The sequence below is a fragment of the Pirellulaceae bacterium genome (genome assembly GCA_029243025.1).
In the GTDB taxonomy this organism is placed as follows: Bacteria; Planctomycetota; Planctomycetia; order Pirellulales; family Pirellulaceae.
This window is the reverse complement of sequence record JAQWSU010000006.1, coordinates 464,439-483,572: the sequence shown is the minus strand read 5'-3', so window position 1 is coordinate 483,572 and position 19,134 is coordinate 464,439. Positions and strand designations below refer to the sequence as shown.

Genomic DNA, 19,134 nt, shown 5'->3' with positions numbered 1-19,134 from the left:
GAGATTTTCCCTGAAGCCCTCAACCATTCCCGGTAAGCGGCACAATCGATACGGCAGCTTTTGCCAATCCTGGCTGGAATCTCAGGAAAAGCCTAGCTGTCCGGTATAATTCTGAAAAGCATAGGCGGTTTGACAGAGGTGCCAGACGGCCATGATTGACCCGTAGCTGGCTGGGGCCACGAGAAACCGAACGTTTTTCATGACACCGGCTGGCTGCCGCTTGCTCGATGATAACAAAGCTACCGAGAAGGTTCCAACCGAGCTCTCCATGAAATGTTGCCATTCCAATCTGCACCGACTGGCTCTGGGGCTGTTTTGCCTGACGGTGATGGGCTGCAATGGCTGGCAATCGGCCACTTCTCCGCCCCAAGGCAGAGTGAACCAGACCTCGATTGAAATCACGGAACAAGTTGATCTGTCTCCACCTGAGCCGGCGCAACCGGATAGCTCTTCGACCCCCGACCAGACGACCGACCAGACGACCGACCAGACGACCGATTCGCAAACATCTCCCGCTCAAAACGGCGTCCGTGCTCTGCGTCCTTACTATGAGTGGAGCGATTCAGAGACGGCAGCCGATTCACTCGGTCGAATGGGACCGGCGGCGGTTCCCCAGTTGATCAAAACGCTCAAAGATCCTAATCCGGTCGTTCGTTCTTTAGCCTGTCGCGTATTGTCGCGTATTGGGCCGGAAGCTGTCATCGGCGTCCCCGATTTGATAAGGTTATTGGATGACGAGAATGAAGGGGTTCGACGCGAGGCAACTCGCGCTTTGGGCCAAATTGGACCCGCGGCTGCCGAATCGATTCCCGCGCTGGTTCGCTTGCTGGAGGAAACCGACTCCATCAACTCCGATGATGTCGAAGTCACCGTCGAATTGGACGAAAACACGGCGCCCTGACGACGCGAGATTGTGCGGTTGGTATCGATTGAAAGCCGATGAACTATTTCGCCCACGGACGAGCGTTCACCAACCACCCGTATTTCTTAGCTGGGACAGCGATCCCCGATTGGTTAAACGTTGTGGATCGGCGCGTGCGCGCCCGCTCGAAACTAGCTCGACCCTTTCTCAATAGCAAAGATCAACGAATTGCCGCGATCGCTGCCGGAATTCTGAAGCACCATCAGGACGACGACTGGTTTCACCGAACTCGAGCCTTTGCCGAATTATCGTGGAGCTTTACCGTGGAAATTCGTGACCGTTTGCCGCCCGATGATGGACTGCGTCCCAGTTTCCTCGGGCACATTCTGGTCGAACTCTTGCTCGACGATGCGCTCATTCAGGCCGATCCGGCGGGATTGGAGGCCTACTACGATGCAATTGATTCGTTGGATCCAACCATGGTTGCTTGGACGGTTGAACGAATGACGGGCAAACCTGTCCCCAAACTCGCGCTACTGATGCCTCGCTTTTCCGAAGTGCGGTTCTTGTATGACTACGCCCAGGATGCCAAACTGCTATTCCGCTTGAATAACGTCATGCAACGCGTCAAACTGGCGGCGTTGCCGGTTGAGTTAACCGAGTGGTTTCCCATCGCTCGTAGATCCGTAAACCAGCGCGTTTCCGAGTTGCTGAATGTGGACACGCACTCGCCAAGTCTCGCGCTCAAGGAGTGAATATTACGATGAAGTACGGTATGAATTTGTTGTTGTGGAGCGGTGATCTCAGCGACGAAATGTTGCCCGTCTTGGAATCGCTTAAATCGATGGGTTACGACGGTGTCGAATTACCAATCTTCGATTTAGATGTGGACAAATGGGCGAAGTGGGGGAAACGACTCGACGAACTTGGTCTCGAACGCACGGCCGTCACGGTCCGCGGCGAAGAAGATAATCCAATCAGTATCGATAATGCGATCCGGGCGAAAGGAGTCGCCAACAACAAACTGGCACTCGACTGCTGCCAAGCTGTCAACGCTCAGACCTTAGTCGGGCCTTACCACTCAGCACTAGGACATTTCACCGGCGCCGGTCCGACCAAAGACGAATGGAGTCGCGGCGTAGACAGCATGCGACAAGTTGCTGAGCACGCGGAAAAGGTTGACGTCATGCTAGGCGTTGAGTATCTCAATCGATTCGAGTGTCACCTGTTGAACTGTGCAGCAGATACCGTCAGATTCCTCAAAGATGTGGATCATCCCCATTGCCGCATGATGTATGACACCTTTCATGCCAACATCGAGGAAAAGTCACCCGCTGCAGCTATCCGTGAATGTGCCCCCTACCTGGTTCATGTGCACATCTCCGAAAACGATCGCAGTACCCCCGGGACGGGCGGTGTTCATTGGGATAACAACTTCGATGCTCTCAACGAAGTGGGTTACGACGGTTGGCTGATGATCGAAGCCTTTGGATTGGCTCTTCCCGAATTGGTTGCCGCGACGAAGATCTGGCGACGCATGTACGATTCCGAGGAACAATTGGCACGTGATGGACTGGCATTCATGAAGGGTGAGGTCGAGAAGCGCCAGAATTGATCTTGGTGCGAAGCAGATAATGGTCGAAAATGAAGCCCTACGGTGGATCACAAGAATGTGGTTGACGCGTAGGCCTTCATCCGATCCACCCATGTGACTCGATGACTCACGACGACCAATCAGAAGTCGATGGCTTTGGCTCCGACAGTCAAAACTCCGACGACGCCGAGCCAACGACTTTATCTGTCGATCAATTGACAAACGCGTTTGCTCAATTGATCGGTCAAGACTCGCCCGCGGCATCGGCGGATGAAGATAACGCAGAGACCGAATCGAAAACGACGAAAGAATCCAACATTGAGGCGATTGTCGCCGAAGACGACGACTCAAATGTTTCCGCCGAGGCGATCCTGGAAGCCATCCTGTTCGTCGGCCATCCGCAGAATGAACCTCTGACCAGTCGTTTGATGGCCAGTTACCTGCGCGGCGTGACCCCGGCGGAGATCGATGACTTGGTCCTTCACCTGAATCAGCTCTACCAGGAACAAGACGCCCCCTACCAAGTGGTTTCCGACGCGGCCGGCTATCGTTTGGCACTCCGAGCTGAATTCGAAAAAACGCGAGAACGTTTTTACGGTCGAGTTCGAGAAGCGAAACTATCACAACTGGCTGTCGACTTGCTGGCTGTTGTTGCCTACAACCAACCGATTTCTCGACAACAAATCGAAACGTTAAAAGGCCGTCCCTGTGGTGGGGCCCTCAATCAATTAGTGCGGCGCCAACTGCTCGCGGTAGAACGAGACCCGAGCGCGCCAAAGAAAATTACCTACAAGACAACCGACCGATTTCTCGACTTATTTCGACTAGAATCGCTCGACGATCTACCCAGCCACGACGACTTTGGTTGACCGGCCATCGTCCGCTAAGATGTTGCAACCTGCTGTCCAGTAGCAGCTTAGGTAGGCAGAACAACGTCTTCCGCCGGCGGCAAACTGCGGGAATGGCGGCCATGCCCTCGGCTGGGGGGTTCTGAGATCACCTACTAGGCGCGCTGACGGAGCCGTTCGTCGTTGTTAGAATTGGGACTTCTTTTTAACAGCACGCGACTCGGCCACGAATTTGGATCGGCCGACGGAACTCATTGAGACGCCATATTGGACGGACGGTTTCCTTACATCCTGGCAGGTCGGCCTCAAACCGCCTGAACTTTCATTGTCGCAGGCTATGCCGCTTGATCTTTGCTGTAGCTGGATCGCCGCCTCAAATTCTTATTCTTCCGGACTCGGTATGTCATCTCGCCAACAACTCGAACGCTTGCGTCGTGCGACCCCTGCGGTTCTGCCGTCGCTGTTGATGTGCGATTTCGCCAATCTCCAACAGGAGGTTCAGCGACTTGAACAAGCCGAAGTCAAGGGACTTCATTTGGATGTGATGGATGGTCAATTTGTTCCGAATTTGAGCTATGGCATGCCGATCATCGCGGCAATCCGTGGGGTGACTGATTTACCGCTCGATGTTCATTTAATGGTTGAACGGCCAGGTCGATATATCAAGGATTTTGTCGACAGCGGCGCCGACTTAATTACGATTCATATTGAGGCAACAGATGATCCTCACCGTGACCTTTCGGAGATCCGAGAGCTGGGGTGTGGAGTCGGACTGTCCTTAAATCCGGACACGCCATTGGCTCAGATCGAGCCGTTTGTGGAATTGTGCGATCTCATTTTAGTAATGAGTGTCAACGCCGGATTTGGCGGCCAGTCATTCAATCCGGTCGCCTTAGAAAAGCTTAATCTTCTGAGAAAACAGAGTCAGGAGGACTTGATCCTGGAAGTCGATGGTGGCGTGAACACGACCACCATGGGCTCCTGCGCCGAGGCAGGGGCAGATTTGTTTGTGGTGGGTTCTGCGATCTTTCGCGAGCCTGACTACGCTTCAATCATTCGCGAGCTGGAAACCTTGGCCCAGCGGCACTAGGGGGGAGTTGATTCTCCAATGGTTCGAGTAATTCTGATCCGACCCGGCACAACCGACTATGACGAGCAGGGTCGTATCAAAGGAACGTTAGACATTCCTTTGAACGAATTCGGTAACGACCAAATCGCCCGCACCGCAAACGAGTTAGCCGATCTGGGCATCGAGATGGTTTATTCGTCACCTTGCCAGGCAGCCGAGGAAACGGCGGCTGTGTTGTGCAGCGCGCTGGCACTTAAATCCAAAACGGTCAACCGGTTGCAAAATCTGGATCACGGCTTGTGGCAGGGAAAACTGATTGATGAAATCAAATCAACCCAGCGAAAAGTCTATAAACAGTGGCAGGAACAACCTGACACGGTCTGTCCCCCCGAGGGGGAGACGATGAGTTCTACTCGGCAACGAGTGCAAATCGCTCTCGAGAAGATCCTGAAGAAACACAAATCGGGAACAATCGCCATCGTTGTACCGGGGCCGTTGGCTAGCATCGTTCGCAGCTATCTTGATCAAACCGATCTGGGAAATCTCTGGCAAGCCGAAACCGAGTGCGGCAGCTGGATGGCAATTGATGTTCCCGATGACAAAGTGCTAGCATCCTCGTTAGAATAGCCCCGCCATTCTTGAGTTCTGTGCCAGATAAGTAGGATTCGACCGATCGGCGGAGAGTGGGATGTGCAATAATCGGTACTCAGAACGGCTTGCCTGAATTCAGCATTTCCGGCGATAATCAGTCATTCGAGGAAATCCAGCATCGCAGCGACCGTCCATTCGGCGAATTCCAATATGGCAACAAATCTTTCATCACGTGCTATGAAGCGACCCAAGCGTGGCGTCCCTGAGGGACTCTGGCAACGGTGCCCCGGATGCCAAACCGCAATTTTTCGCAAGGAAGCCGAAAAACGTCTGGGAGTTTGCCCGGAGTGCGGCTACCACTTTTATGTATCTGCTGGCGAGCGAATTCGCCAAGTCTTGGACGAAGGGACTTTTGAAGAGTGGGACGAGGGCTTGATGCCTGACGACCCACTAGAATTCAAAGACAAGAAGCCGTATCGGGATCGGCTGACGGCCGAACAAAAACGGACTGGCCTGCGGGATGCTGCGATCACCGGCACTGGAATGGTGCGTGCCCGCCGAGTTGCATTCGCCGTGACGGACTCAGCGTTTATCATGGGCAGCATGGGTTCGGTCGTGGGCGAACGGCTTACTAGATTGGTCGAGCGAGCGACAGAACAAAAATTGCCTGCGATCATCGTGAGCGGATCTGGTGGTGGAGCCCGCATGCACGAGGGAATTCACTCGTTAATGCAGATGGCCAAGGTGTCAGCTGCGTTGGCGCGTCACGATGCGGCGGGTGGCCTGTTCATTTCCGTACTGACCAATCCCACGATGGGAGGTGTCGCAGCCAGTTTCGCCTCGCTGGGCGACGTCATTTTTGCCGAACCAAAGGCATTGATTGGTTTTGCCGGACCTCGCACGATCAAAGCCACCATCCGGATCGAATTACCGGAAGGGTTTCAAACGAGTGAATTTCTGTTGAAACATGGCTTTATCGATCGCATCGTCTCGCGTGATCGCCTCAAAAGCGAAATTGCCCGAGTCATCGATTACTGCGGAAAATAACCGGGGATTCCCGCCACTTTTGCCCCTATTCGATGTTAACCTAGATTTAATCGGCACCTGGCGTGCCATCCGGAATCGATTCTGCTGGGGCGTAAATCAAGATGGGTTTGCTTGATCAATTCAAGTCGTTGCTCGAAGGCAAATTAAGTATTAGTCAACGTTACGAGTTGTTGCGCGAAGCTGTCTCCGGAACGATGTCCTCCTTCCACATGGCCAAGGACAAAAAGACGGGCGAAGTCGTTGGCCTCAAGGTGCTCGATCCCGAAAAAACAGAATTCTTTGAAGCCCGCTTTAAGGGTCTGGAGAAGCCGTCGGAAGGCGAAATTGCGATCCAGATTTCACACGACTACATCGTGAAAACGATCGATTACGGCATAACCAACTCCGGCGAACATTATGTGTTGATGGAGTATTTGGACGGGCCTGGCTTAAACGTCTTGATCAAAGAACGCAGCCCGTTGCTCAATGGCAATCGACTCAAATTGATCAAGCAAATGGCCCAATCGATTGGAGTCGTGCACCAAGCTGGCTTCATCCATCGCGATATCTGCCCACGTAATTTCATCTGTGCCAACGATGCCACCGAGTTGAAATTGATCGATTTTGGCCTTAGCGTACCAGCCACGAAAGATTTCATGCAGCCTGGCAATCGCACCGGCACCCCCAACTATATGGCCCCGGAGGTCGTGCGACGACGGCCAACCGATCAGCGAGTTGATATCTTTTCACTCGGCGTCACCGTTTATCAGCTCTGTGCATTGGAACTCCCCTGGCCATCCCAAGATGTGACGGGCAAGGCAGCCATGCTGCACGACACCAAGGCACCGGTCAATTTGCTTGACGTCTGCCCGAAACTCAATCCGAAGCTGGCAAAAGTGATCATGGAGTGCTTGTCCGTCCAGCCTTCCGAGCGACCGAACAGTACAGATGAATTCCTGAGAGCGATCGGCGGCGTCACTTCGGCTGAGAGTTGAGCCTACTGGATTGCCCACGCGAATTGGGATTCTTCTCCCATGCCCTCCCTTTGAGCAGCCCAGCGGCTGAAAATGGGCCCGTTCTGGCCGTTTCCCCGAATCCCGACCGGCTTCCTTGGCTGATCGGCACAGATTCTGGGGAAAGAAAAGGGGGCCAAAAATGAAACAATGGGCACAAAACGAGCGATGGGCGGTCTAGAAAAAGCCTAATATGGGCGATGAACCGTCTGCTAGAAGGCAAAATTCATGCCTGATAAAGATCGCGATTTCCGACCAGCCCACATCGGATTGATGAAGACCGGCTCTTTTTCTATACTGACCTGCTTCCCCATTTGCCGATTTAGCGAATGGGTGGTTGCCGGGCGGCGAGACGTCCGCCACTCGAAGAGTCCTACGGGAGAAATGCAGAAATGACAATCGACAAGAGCCTCAAGGTTCGACGAGGCGGTCTTGGTAACCGCAACGTACTGACACGGGTCGAGCGCATCGCCAAGTTGGAAGAAAACGAGCGTTGGAAAGAAGGCGATTCGATCTTCGGACTTCCTAAAGTGCGCGTCCAAAAGGTCGCCCTAAAGAAGAAGAAGAAGGTCAAAGTAGAAGAAGGTGAAGAAGAGCAGAAGGAAGAAACCTAAACAGGCGGCTTCCTGACTCCGTTCGCCTCCACATACCGATTTTGATGACCAGCGCGGCTAGACGCTTCGGCGACTACCGCGTCGCCCGTCGTGAATAATCGTTCCCTTCCCATTCTCTCAGCAGACGGTGGTTGTACGCATGCGAGTACAACTCGACTACGGACGTACTGGACTCTGGGTCCAGCTTCCGTCCTGCGAGGCACGTTTGCTGGCTTATCGCCAAACCGACCCGCTGCGAAATCCTGCGCTGACCTTAGATCAATTGCTCGATGCTCCCACGGGAACCCCTGCCTTTGACCAATTGGCGGTCAACTGCAAGACGGTCTGCATCGCAATCTGTGACATCACGCGCCCGGTTCCTAACCAGCTGATCCTGTCCGGGTTACTTCAACGACTTGAGCGATCAGGCATCCAGCGTGAAAGTATCTTGATTCTCGTCGCAACCGGATTGCACCGTCCGAACGATCGACACGAGCTGATCGAAATGGTCGGTGAGGAAATCGCCAATCGCTATCGAATAGAAAACCACGATGGTCAAGACCGCGATCAACATCGCTATCTCGGACAAAGTCCGCGCGGTGTTCCGATCTGGATTGATTCCAGATACTTAGATGCGGATTTAAAGATCACCACAGGCCTCATTGAACCTCATTTAATGGCGGGTTTTTCCGGGGGCCGTAAAGTCATTTGTCCCGGCTTGGCCGGCATCGACACGGTACGAGTCTGGCATGGTCCAAATTTCCTCAACCATCCTCGGGCCGATTGTGGCAATCTGGATGGGAATCCGGTGCATGAGGAAAACAGTTGGATCGCTCGGCGTGCTGGATGCGACTTTATCGTAAATGCCGTGATCGATGCGGAACGGCGACCGTTGAAACTTGTCGCGGGTGACATGGAACAAGCTTTTGCGGAAGGCGTCTCATTTGTTCGAGAAGTGGTTTCGGCGACAGTGCCTGAACCGGTGGACATCGTCGTTACTAGCAGTGCAGGATATCCTTTGGACACGACCTTCTATCAGTCTGTCAAAGGTTTGACTGCCGCCTTACCGATCATCAAAGAGGGCGGCACAATCATTCTGGCAGCCAGCATGTCGGAAGGAATTGGCAGCCCTGAATTCGCTCAACTCTTCCAACGACATGCAACCGTTGATGATTTCATGCAGCAATTGTTTGAGCCGGATTACTTTTCACTCGATCAATGGCAACTGCAGAAGTTGGCACAGGTGTTAACAAAGGCCAAGGTGGACATTGTCACTGAGGGGCTGTCCCCCGAAACGATCAATCACCTGTTTGTCCGCAGCGCTGCTTCGGTGGAAGAGGCTATTGCGCAAGCGTTTGACCGATATGGGCCGCAAGCATCGCTGGCAGTCATCCCCAAAGGTCCGTACGTGTTGACGAGCGTGGCTTGAACGCTACAAAAGACTCTCGCCAATTAGCTTTCAATTAAATCTAGCGACCCCCACAGGCTTGGATCGGACATAAAGGGAAACTCGGGTCCCAGACTAAAGGTTTGCCAGCCTAATTCACGGTCGATGACGTTGTAGCTGAAACCGAGGCGAGGTTGATCAACCGGGTCAAATCCGGTCAAGGCACTGGCCGCAATGAACGCCTCGATGATGTAACCGTCGATCCGCTTTTCGCTACGAATCTTCAGCGATTGGTTGAGAGCCTGTTTTGGATTCTCTCGTGATCGATGTATCTCAATCAACTTCAGTGTCGGTTCGTCCAGCATCTGTCCAGAACCTTGTGGGCACAAAACAAAGCGATGACAAAACCGACCGGCACGGTGTATGTTTTGAGTGTTACGCGTGTCGAGGAATAACGATAGCCCATCACTATCATCCAAGCGGGTCTCTCGGCACCAGGGAGCCTGCTTCTTTCCGGTGAGGCGAAGGTTAACGGCAATTCCCTCTTCATTCCATCCGATCCGCAGATCTGCAAAATGGGGTCCACCGTTTAGTTCCGCGTGAAAACTAGGAATCGTGTGTTTGGCTTCGAGTTCGAGTCCCTTCTTGGTCCACCGTTGATCCGTATAACGACAGGGTGTTGCGAGCCGAAACAGAAAGGCCGGTGGAATTAACACTTGATCTGACATTCTTTCGCACTTCCCGAATAAAAATAACTAGCGTGCCAGGGCTGTTCGCACTGCGTCAGCATGTTCACGGAGAAATTGCTCCAATTCGCCGCTCTGCAGATCAGCATTGTTCACAAACTTGATTTTGACCAAATCCGCTTCTTCCGCGGTGCCATCGATTTCGCGATCGGAACCGAGTTTTGTAATGCGGCCTAAACCGAATTGGCTCTTTGGACCGGTGAGCACCAAATCTAGTGATACAGGGCGTTTAGTATGGACAGTGGCCCAAGGTTGCCGCTGACCTGGCACGTACAAGTGAACCAATTGTTGGTTATTCCAAAGGAATTGGCTGTCATCACCGGCAACTTCAACAAGCAACTCGCATAATTCTTCGAGCAAGCTCCCTTGCCATTTGATTTTTTTGCCCGGCGGAAATCCTCTTCGTGAGAAATGCCACTTTCGGCCCAGTTTCTTCCAGGGCATTAAATCCTCGGGGTTACTGGCGGCTCGTGTCGTCAGTTTCTCAAAGCCTTTCACCGCGTTTTCGAGAAAACCCCAAAACTCGGGCGTGTCGATCTCTTCAAATGAATGCACCCGAATTTCTACTTCCTGCCATGGCCCTCGAATCGATTTGCAGCGAACGCGAGGCTGATTGCCATACACCGGCAAGTCTTCCATCTGATTAAGCGTTTTGAGATTCAGTTTCTTGGCGATTTCGTCTCGTCGAAATGTTCCCTTGGAGGTGCGGAATTTCAGTTTCAACAACCACGCATCACCCGTAATCGCATGCAGAAACCAACCGTGACTCTTGGTCTGACCTGCGATTTCGACGATCGTGCGGGCGCTCCAATCGGTTTCATGGAAGTCACCCAAATCTTGAATACGATCCACGATCTCTTCAAGGGCGCGGCCTTCCCAGCGGCAGGGCTCTCCCTTTCGACCAACACGATCCTGCGCATGCCATCGTCGACCATCGATTTGCCAGGGCATCTTGGCTTGCTGCCCCACTTCGGTAATATCCAGATCGCCCTCCCGATCCTCCTGATCGGAGGTCGGATCATAAACCTTCCGTTGCTCAAGAGGGTCTGTTTCGAGCACTGGTGCCAACGCCAGACCCGTCACCGATAGCAGGTTTTGTTGGGAACGTTTCGAGGTGCTCGTTGGTTTTGGGGTTGCCAGCGCATATTGAACCAACTGCTCAGGAGTGCCGCATGCCACCACGTGACCTCCCTGCTCGCCGGCCTCGGGCCCCATATCGATCACCCAGTCAGCCGTTTTCACCACGTCGAGATTGTGTTCAATAACAACCACGGTGTTGCCAAGATCAACCAACCGGTTCAGCACCGACAGTAGCTTCGCCAAATCGTTGAAGTGGAGTCCGGTCGTCGGCTCGTCAAGCAAGTAAAGCGTTCGGCCCGTATCGGGACGCGAAAGCTCGGCCGCCAATTTGACACGTTGGGCTTCGCCACCGGACAAGGTTGGTGCAGCTTGTCCCAACGTCAAATAGTCCAATCCCACATCACAAAGGGTTTGCAGAATACGTCGAATTTTCGGTATGTTCTCGAATAGCTTTTGGGCGACCCCGCAGGTCAAATTCAGCACATCGGCGATCGAATGCCCTCGAAACTTGACTTCCAAAGTTTCTGCATTGTAGCGCTGCCCTCGACAGGTGTCACATTCGACCCACACATCCGGCAGGAAATGCATTTCGATACATAACTGACCGTTGCCATCACACTCCTCACACCGACCGCCCGAGACATTAAAACTAAATCGTCGTTGCGTGTAGCCCCTCACTTTTGCTTCCGGCAATTGCGAAAACAGAATGCGAATTAATTCGAACACGCCCGTGTAAGTTGCTGGATTTGATGTGGGCGAGTTGCCTAACGGCTGTTGGTCGACTCGGACCACCTTGTTGATATGTTCAATTCCATCGATACGTTCGTGAGCACCCGGAATGGAACTCGCACGATGGAGTGTACGAGCAAGCGACGCGTACAAGACATCGTTGACTAAGGAACTTTTACCGCTACCGCTCACCCCAGTGATCGCCGTCAAAACTCGCAAGGGAATGCTGACATCTTCTCCGTGCAAATTATTGTGGCGTGGGCCAACCACGGTCAAAAGATCGACGGTCGATTCTTGATCTTTTTTGCGAGTTCGACGCTGCTTGACAACACTGCTTAGTTGATTTGCAACCTCGGCGGAAAGACGTCGATTCGCTGGCACGGGAATCGCTTTACGACCAGAAAGATAGGGTCCTGTCACCGAGTTACGGCGTTTCGCCACCACCTCAGGTGTTCCCTGAGCGACCACCTCCCCTCCCTGACTGCCAGCGGCCGGGCCAAAATCGACAAGCATGTCACTGCCTTGAATCACTTCGCGATCATGTTCGACCAACACCAGCGTATTTCCCAAGTCACGCAGACGATGCAGGGCGGCCAACAGCCGACTGTTGTCGCGAGGATGCAATCCAATCGTAGGTTCATCCAAAACATAGAGAACGCCACAAAGACCGCTCCCGAGCTGGCTTGCGAGACGAATTCGCTGTGCTTCACCGCCCGATAACGTCATCGCCGGACGAGCCAACGTCAGGTACTCCAATCCAACATCGTTCAAGAATTCGACTCGGCCAGTAATTTCACGAACCAGTTCACCGGCAATCCTGCGTTCGTTGGCTGCCAGCTTCCACGCCTCAATCGTTTTTTGCAGGTTCCCGAGCGGCTGATGACAAAGCTGATCGATGCTGCGACCTCGGAAGCGGACGGCAGCTGCATCATCCCGCAACCGACTACCGCCGCAGGCAGAGCATTCCACTTCATCCACCAGATGTTCAAGTTGACCGCGCAAGGTAGGCGACAGTTTGGCGGCCTCCTCCAAGGCCGGATACAAACCTTTGAACTGAAATTCAAAGAGTGGCCTTCCGGTTTTTGTTTTGCGACCGTTTCGATAAACCGAAAGCCACGCGTCGCCCGAACCATGCATCATGATCCGCCGCTGACGCGCATCCAATTCATCGAATGGAACATCCAACGGTACGCCTGTACCCTCGGTAAGTGCCTTCAACATCCAACGAGAGAGCGGTTTACGAACGTCGGGCCAGATGTGAATCGCGCCCTCAGCAAGCGTCATTTGCCGATCGCGGATCAGGGAAGCCGGATTGGCACCCACCTGGGTCCCCAATCCTTCGCAAATCTGGCACCAACCGAGATGACTATTAAAGGAAAAACTATGGGGCGTGAGCGTTTCAAAGCTTCGGCCACACTGTTCACACACGCGATGCTGACTGTGGGATTGAATCTTCCAGCGCGATTCCGGCATACGGTCGTCGGGATAGGCCACATGCATGACGCCCTGCCCATAAGAAAGTGCGGATTCAACGCTTTCGGCAATCCGGCTCCGCGACTTTTTGCGAACCACAATCCGATCAATCACAACTTCCACACTATGCCTGCGCCGGCGATCAATCGCGGGAGGATCATCCAGCGTAAACGTCTCGCCGTCGACTCGTATTCGCAGAAAACCATGACTTCGCAATTCGTCCCAAAGCGTCTCATATTTTTGACCGGCTTCCACGTTGGCTGGGGCCATCAAAAATAATTTTGTGCCCTCAGACTCCGACATGATCTTGTCCACGATCTGGTCGGGAGTCTGGGTGCCAACCGGAATGTCGCAATCGGGACAATGGGGCGTACCCAAACGGGCCATCAGAATCCGCAGGTAGTCATAAATCTCTGTCGAGGTCCCCACGGTTGAGCGGGGCGTGTTACCCAAGTTTTGCTGCTCGATCGCAATCGCCGGTGAGAGGCCTTCAATACGTTCCAATTGCGGCTTCTGCATTTGGCTGACAAACTGTCGCGCATAAGAGCTAAGGCTTTCAACGTATCGTCGCTGACCCTCGGCATAAATTGTGTCCATGGCCAACGAACTCTTACCACTCCCACTCGGCCCGCAGAACACCGTCATTTGATCACGTGGCAGCTTCACATCAACATGTTTTAAATTGTGTTGTTGAGCTCCCTCAACTTCAATGAAACGCGCTTGCTGCGCGGATTTGGTTCGGTTCGTCTTGGCTTTCTTACGACCCGTCGTCTTCGTGATCGGGGCACCGTTCATTAATCGATTGAGCGCCTGACCCGTCGGTGATACTGTACTCTTGGCGACCGTTTCTGGAGTGCCAGCAACCACCACCTGCCCTCCACCTGCGCCACCTTCCGGTCCCAAATCGATAATCCAGTCAGCCGTTTTGATGACATCCAGATTATGTTCCACCACAATGACCGTATTGCCAGACTCAACGAATCCATGCAACACTTTCAACAACATTTGGATGTCGGCAAAATGCAAACCGGTGGTTGGTTCATCCAACAGATACAGTGTTTGCCCTGTACTTTTCTTGACAAGTTCACGGGCCAGTTTGGTTCGTTGAGCTTCCCCGCCCGATAGCGTAGGAGATGGCTGACCTATTTTCAAATAGTCCAAGCCAACGTCGTGGAGCGTTTGAAGTTTGTGACGAATCTTGGGAATGTTGTCGAACAGTTCAAGTGCCTGTTGCACATCCATCTCTAAAACGTCAGCAATGGAATGACCTTTGAATTTGACAGAGAGGGTTTCTCGGTTGAATCGATGACCTTGGCAAACGGGACAGGTGACCCAAACATCTGCCAAGAAATCCATTTCTAAACGTGTTGACCCATTCCCCTCGCAAGCGGGGCAGCGTCCCCCTTCCACATTGAAACTAAACCGCCCTGGCTTGTAACCCCGTTTTTTCGACTCGGGAAGCTGGGTGTATAGATTTCGAACGTCATCGAACAACTTAATGTAAGTTCCCGGATTGGAGCGGGGCGTGCGGCCGATCGGAGACTGGTCGATCGCAATCATCTTGTCGAGATTTTCCAGACCAAGAATTGCTTCGTGCGCACCCGGATCTCCATCACCCTGATTCAGATCACGTCGCAAGACCTCGACGAGAATATCATTGACCAAGGAACTTTTTCCAGATCCTGAGACCCCCGTGACACAGATGAATGCACCCAATGGAAAGGCAAAGTCAACCTGTTTCAAGTTATTGTGAGCGGCTCCGACAACGGTCAACCAGTGATTCCCAGCGGACGTTCTCGTCGGCACCTCAGTGATGGCCTTGCGACGTGCTTTCTTGGGCGGATCGACTTCGAGCGTCGACAAATCAACCACGGGTGGCTGAATGTCGTCAGACAACCGCCGCGTTTTGGGAACTTCAATCTGCATCTTGCCGGCGAGGAACTGACCGGTCAGGCTTTGCGAGTTGGCTTCCAACGTTTCGACATCGCCTTGGGCGACGACGTGGCCCCCTCGTACTCCCGGCCCTGGACCAAAATCGATCAGGTGATCGCTGGCTCGCATCGTATCTTCATCGTGTTCCACTACGACGACCGTATTACCAAGATCACGTAAGTTGCCAAGCGTCTCGATCAGTCGATCGTTGTCACGCGGATGAAGCCCAATGGACGGTTCGTCTAGGATGTAGAGAACGCCCACAAGACCGCAGCCGATTTGTCCTGCCAGTCGAATCCGTTGGGATTCCCCGCCCGACAAAGTGGGAGCCGACCGATTGAGAGAGAGATAATCCAGACCTACATTGTTCAAGAAACCGAGGCGGCCACGGATTTCTTTCAGCACTTCGCTGGCAACAAACGTGCGGGTTTCATCCAGGTCGAGCGATTGGAAGAAGTCGATCGCTTCCTCAACCGATAAGCAACAGACGTCGGGCAACGATCGCGTCGGATCATCGGAAAACCGAGAATGAGTGCTGCGGACCGTCACGCTGCGAGCCTGGGCATTCAGTCGTTGTCCGTGGCAGTCAGGACACTCGATCGTACTCATGTATCGCTCGAGTTGTCGCAATTGCATGCGACTTTTACTGTTCCGATACTTCGACATTAGGTCGGGAATGATCCCGTCAAAAGTACCGCCATATTTCATGGGTGACTTACCACCACGCCAGGTAAACGTGATGTGCAGTTCGCCAGTCCCCCATAGCCATGCTTCTTGGATTTGCTGATTCAATTCGTCCCAGGGAGTCTCGAGCATGCTGCCTTCTGGCAGGTTATGCTGCCGCTCGAATGTGGTCGCCACACCTTGATAGATGTGACGTCGCCATCGCCCCATATCCTTCCAAGGACCCAAAATTTCTACGCAACCTTGCTTGAAGGTGAGCGATGAATCAGGAATCAGTAGGGACACGTCGAACGAATAATATTCACCCAGCCCATCGCACTCGACACACATACCTTGTGGGCTGTTGAAACTGAATAACTGCGGACTCGGCGGTTCAAAACTCAGCCCGCAATCGGTACACGCGTAATTGATTGACATCACCATATCGCCGGGTCGATTGCCACGACGACGAGCTGGAGTCTTCTTGCGGCGACCACGGGAAACGGTTCCGTCAGCGGCCGCGTCCGGCTGAGCAACTATCAGGCTACCTTTGCCAATCTTCAACGCCAACTCAATCGCCTCGGCGAGGCGAGAACGTGAGCCACTTTTCACGGTCAGCCGATCCACCACGATCTCGATATCGTGACGCATTTGGCGATCTAACTGTTGGTCGGCCGACAGGGAGACAAGTTCCCCGTCAACTCGCGCCCGCACAAAGCCCTGTTTCAGATATTCCTCAAATAGATCTCGATACTCCCCTTTTTGTCCCCGAATCACTGGAGCTAAAATATTGACCTGAGACTCGTCAGGAATCATCAGAATTCGTGCTAGAATCTGTTCGCGAGATTGAGCCGTGACGGGTCTTCGACAGGAGGGACAGTGGCCATCACCAATTCGCGCGAAAAGAACTCTCAGATAGTCGTAAATCTCCGTGATCGTGCCGACTGTCGATCGGGGGTTCGTCCCCGCTGACTTCTGCGAGATCGAAATAGACGGACTGAGCCCACCGATGAAATCAACATCCGGCTTTGGCATCTGCCCCAAGAAATGTCGCGCAAAACTCGAAAGGCTCTCGACATACCGCCGTTGACCCTCCGCATAAAGCGTGTCGAACGCGAGCGAACTCTTGCCCGATCCGCTCACTCCGGTCAGGCAAATCAACTTATTGCGAGGTAGAATCAGGTCCACTTCTCGCAGATTATGCTCCCGCGCACCCTTAATCACGATGTCCGAATTTGGCATAGTCTAGTAGCAACAAGGGGTTTCTAGCGAACGGAGTAACGCATCATTCTAGAACAGTGCCGAACTTGTGCCCAGACCGCGAATTGCCGCGATAGTGAATTGCACTCAGCTACAGAACGCCTCCGCAATCGAAAGAACAACCAATGCCAGCCACTTTAACCGGGAAAAACATTTGCAGCATGCAAGTTCCACCCCAGTGGGCACCGATAATTCAAGAGCTCGAAAAATTCGTACAACTGGAACTGGATATCAGTCGAGGCAAGCCGCAGCGTCCCACCGATGCCGATCGAGAGCGTTTGCGGGATTTGCACGATCGCCTGGTTTCAAGCTCCGACAAGCTTTTGGAGCCATCGGTGTTGGAAAATCAGACACCGACCCAGGACGTAGAAATATTTGCGCGGGCGGTTTGCGTCTTGATGAAACTCGACGAGTCGGTCGCATCCCATCATTCCGATGTCCTCGACACGGCCGGCTCCGATACCCTGCGCTACTTTGAACCCGATTTTCGAGCAACGCCATCCTATCAACGCCAGCTACTGAACGCATTGAGGTCATTTCCTGAATTAAGTGACGAAATGCTGAGCGATGTCCAACGGCAAGTGGAAGCGGATGCGGAAGACGCAAAACGAAAAAAATTAGTCGTGCGAGCGATTCGTGATGAATTTGACCTCTGGCCAACGGCCAGTACTTTGCGTGAAAACATCTTCCGATTCTTTAGCACGTGCTACCCCGATACTGGCCTGGCAGGCGACGAAGTCGAACTGATCGCAACCGGTTGCATGATCTTCTTCTGCCTGCCATTTTCCCAGACGGAGTTGTATACCCAACGCTACCAACAGTCTGACGCCGATCAACAGGAACCGGTACGGCAATTCCTCAAACGCGTGACCAAGTTTTCACAGTGGCAGTTTGCACATTTCCCAGTGTTTGGTTTTCTACGGGGTGAAGCTTTACCCAACAGTTTGCTCGAGAAGCTCGCTAACCGCACGGGACTTTCCGTTTCATCAATCGCTTACGAAATCAGTCGTCTCACCGCCATCGTGCCATTGCACGAAGTCGACAAATATGTCGTTCACGATGTGTGGGGACACGGTTGGCAAGCAAGTTTGCTGCGATTTGACGACTTGTATGTCCAACTGGCTGGATATGCGGATCCCTTGAAATTAGAGGAGCAGGCGCAGAGTCACACTGGCAAGACCATTAAATTGGCTGACTGTTTCCGAGGGCACGGTGATCAGTTGCAACTGGATCCACAGCAATTTCGAGACTTCGTCGAAGGCAAAATCGTTGAACGTTTACCGGTCGCGATGACACCTGTGCTCGCCGAAGTCATCGCGGACATCGCGGAATTCAAATACACCGAGCTTCGTCCCGACAAAGCGGAATCTTTATTGAGCTCAAGTTTGTTGAAAACGTTTCCAAGCAAACTTGACTTGATCCTGCAAGACGTACCCTACTATTTCAAACAGGCCACGAAACTTTTTCGACTCTGGGCTAACCGGCCAAAACGCCAACAGCGAACGATAGAAGAACTGGTTTCGACCGGCGCCACCCTTGAAGCCGCAAAACGCGAAGTCAATCGAGCGGTCGCAATTTGGCGGGAGCTGGAAGCAACGACCTTCGCAGCAGTGATCCGTGGTGAAGTTGTCGGCCAAGAATTAGAGGTTAATGTCATAACGCGCCTCGCGCTGAATTTTCTGGGGATTCACCGCGCCAAACTCCATGCTTACCAATGGGTCGGTAACAAAGGTGTCAGATCCCTGCCGCTAAAAAGCTTTCGTGACCTCCTGCTGGTCTCGGCGGCTGTCTACTTCGAGACCGATCCGGCTCAAAATCTCTGGAAGGTCGACGAATTCGTGGCTTTCCGCATCGAACCCCTATGCGAACGACTCGCAATCGGATTGGAAGCCTAGAACGTTGGCCTTCCGACCAACGGCAAACAATGCGGTAGTCTGGGGAATCCGGATCACGACTCGGCACAGACGAGCAGATCAAGTACAACAGCCACCATGAACGATCTTTCTATCTATTTGAATCAAGACGACGGTTCACTTGAATTTGGATCCACGCGTCACTCGGGCCGACAACCGCTCCTATCAGTCGCCGCCGTCCCTGAGCAAAACAACCGCCTCGCCCCGAATCCAGAATTGAGGTCGAGTGAGACATCGCTCGAGAGCATTTTTCAGTCAAACGACTACCACGGCCAGGTTTCTGTCCGGTCGCTTTCTCCGCGCGTCGTGGCAGTTAGTTGTTCTTGGACCTGTTCTCGAACGATAAAATCTCAAG

At 53.1% G+C, this 19,134-nt stretch carries 13 protein-coding genes; 11 read left to right on the top strand and 2 right to left on the bottom strand.

Going from position 1 to position 19,134, the window contains the following annotated elements:
* Nucleotides 1-268: 268 nt before the first annotated feature.
* The 10 genes from P8N76_03835 (at nucleotide 269) to larA (ending at nucleotide 9,025) form a co-directional block, all read left to right on the top strand.
* A complete protein-coding gene (locus P8N76_03835) occupies nucleotides 269-901 on the top strand; it encodes a HEAT repeat domain-containing protein (GenBank protein MDG2380782.1) in 633 nt (210 codons plus the stop codon).
* 38 nt (nucleotides 902-939) lie between these two features.
* Nucleotides 940-1,617: a hypothetical protein gene (locus P8N76_03830; GenBank protein ID MDG2380781.1), complete on the top strand. Its 678-nt coding sequence runs from the start codon at nucleotides 940-942 to the stop codon at nucleotides 1,615-1,617.
* Nucleotides 1,618-1,625: 8 nt separating this feature from the next.
* Nucleotides 1,626-2,477 (top strand): sugar phosphate isomerase/epimerase, encoded by an 852-nt coding sequence (locus P8N76_03825; GenBank protein MDG2380780.1) that lies wholly within the window; start codon nucleotides 1,626-1,628, stop codon nucleotides 2,475-2,477.
* A gap of 101 nt (nucleotides 2,478-2,578) precedes the next feature.
* Nucleotides 2,579-3,325, top strand: a complete 747-nt coding sequence (locus tag P8N76_03820) for an SMC-Scp complex subunit ScpB (GenBank protein ID MDG2380779.1) — start codon at nucleotides 2,579-2,581, stop codon at nucleotides 3,323-3,325.
* Nucleotides 3,326-3,704: 379 nt separating this feature from the next.
* Nucleotides 3,705-4,394 (top strand): ribulose-phosphate 3-epimerase, encoded by a 690-nt coding sequence (gene rpe / locus P8N76_03815; protein MDG2380778.1) that lies wholly within the window; start codon nucleotides 3,705-3,707, stop codon nucleotides 4,392-4,394.
* A gap of 18 nt (nucleotides 4,395-4,412) precedes the next feature.
* Nucleotides 4,413-5,000: a phosphoglycerate mutase family protein gene (locus P8N76_03810; protein ID MDG2380777.1), complete on the top strand. Its 588-nt coding sequence runs from the start codon at nucleotides 4,413-4,415 to the stop codon at nucleotides 4,998-5,000.
* 174 nt (nucleotides 5,001-5,174) lie between these two features.
* Nucleotides 5,175-6,011 carry an acetyl-CoA carboxylase, carboxyltransferase subunit beta gene (gene accD / locus P8N76_03805; protein MDG2380776.1) on the top strand — a complete coding sequence of 279 codons (837 nt, stop codon included), beginning with the start codon at nucleotides 5,175-5,177 and terminating at the stop codon, nucleotides 6,009-6,011.
* 101 nt (nucleotides 6,012-6,112) lie between these two features.
* Complete coding sequence (locus P8N76_03800; protein ID MDG2380775.1) at nucleotides 6,113-6,985, top strand: serine/threonine-protein kinase; 873 nt, start codon at nucleotides 6,113-6,115, stop codon at nucleotides 6,983-6,985.
* 410 nt (nucleotides 6,986-7,395) lie between these two features.
* Entirely contained in the window at nucleotides 7,396-7,617 is a 222-nt protein-coding gene (locus P8N76_03795) for a small basic protein (GenBank protein MDG2380774.1), read from the top strand.
* 139 nt (nucleotides 7,618-7,756) lie between these two features.
* On the top strand, nucleotides 7,757-9,025 hold the full coding sequence (gene larA / locus P8N76_03790; GenBank protein ID MDG2380773.1) for a nickel-dependent lactate racemase: 1,269 nt from the start codon (nucleotides 7,757-7,759) through the stop codon (nucleotides 9,023-9,025).
* 23 nt (nucleotides 9,026-9,048) lie between these two features.
* Here the strand turns inward: larA and P8N76_03785 are convergent, their stop codons facing one another.
* Both P8N76_03785 and uvrA read right to left on the bottom strand, forming a co-directional pair.
* Nucleotides 9,049-9,711, bottom strand: a complete 663-nt coding sequence (locus P8N76_03785) for a hypothetical protein (GenBank protein MDG2380772.1) — start codon at nucleotides 9,709-9,711, stop codon at nucleotides 9,049-9,051.
* 27 nt (nucleotides 9,712-9,738) lie between these two features.
* Nucleotides 9,739-16,848, bottom strand: a complete 7,110-nt coding sequence (gene uvrA, locus P8N76_03780; GenBank protein ID MDG2380771.1) for an excinuclease ABC subunit UvrA — start codon at nucleotides 16,846-16,848, stop codon at nucleotides 9,739-9,741.
* Nucleotides 16,849-16,991: 143 nt separating this feature from the next.
* Between uvrA and P8N76_03775 the strand changes: the two genes are divergently transcribed.
* Nucleotides 16,992-18,761: a hypothetical protein gene (locus tag P8N76_03775; protein MDG2380770.1), complete on the top strand. Its 1,770-nt coding sequence runs from the start codon at nucleotides 16,992-16,994 to the stop codon at nucleotides 18,759-18,761.
* The last annotated feature ends 373 nt before the right edge of the window (nucleotides 18,762-19,134 follow it).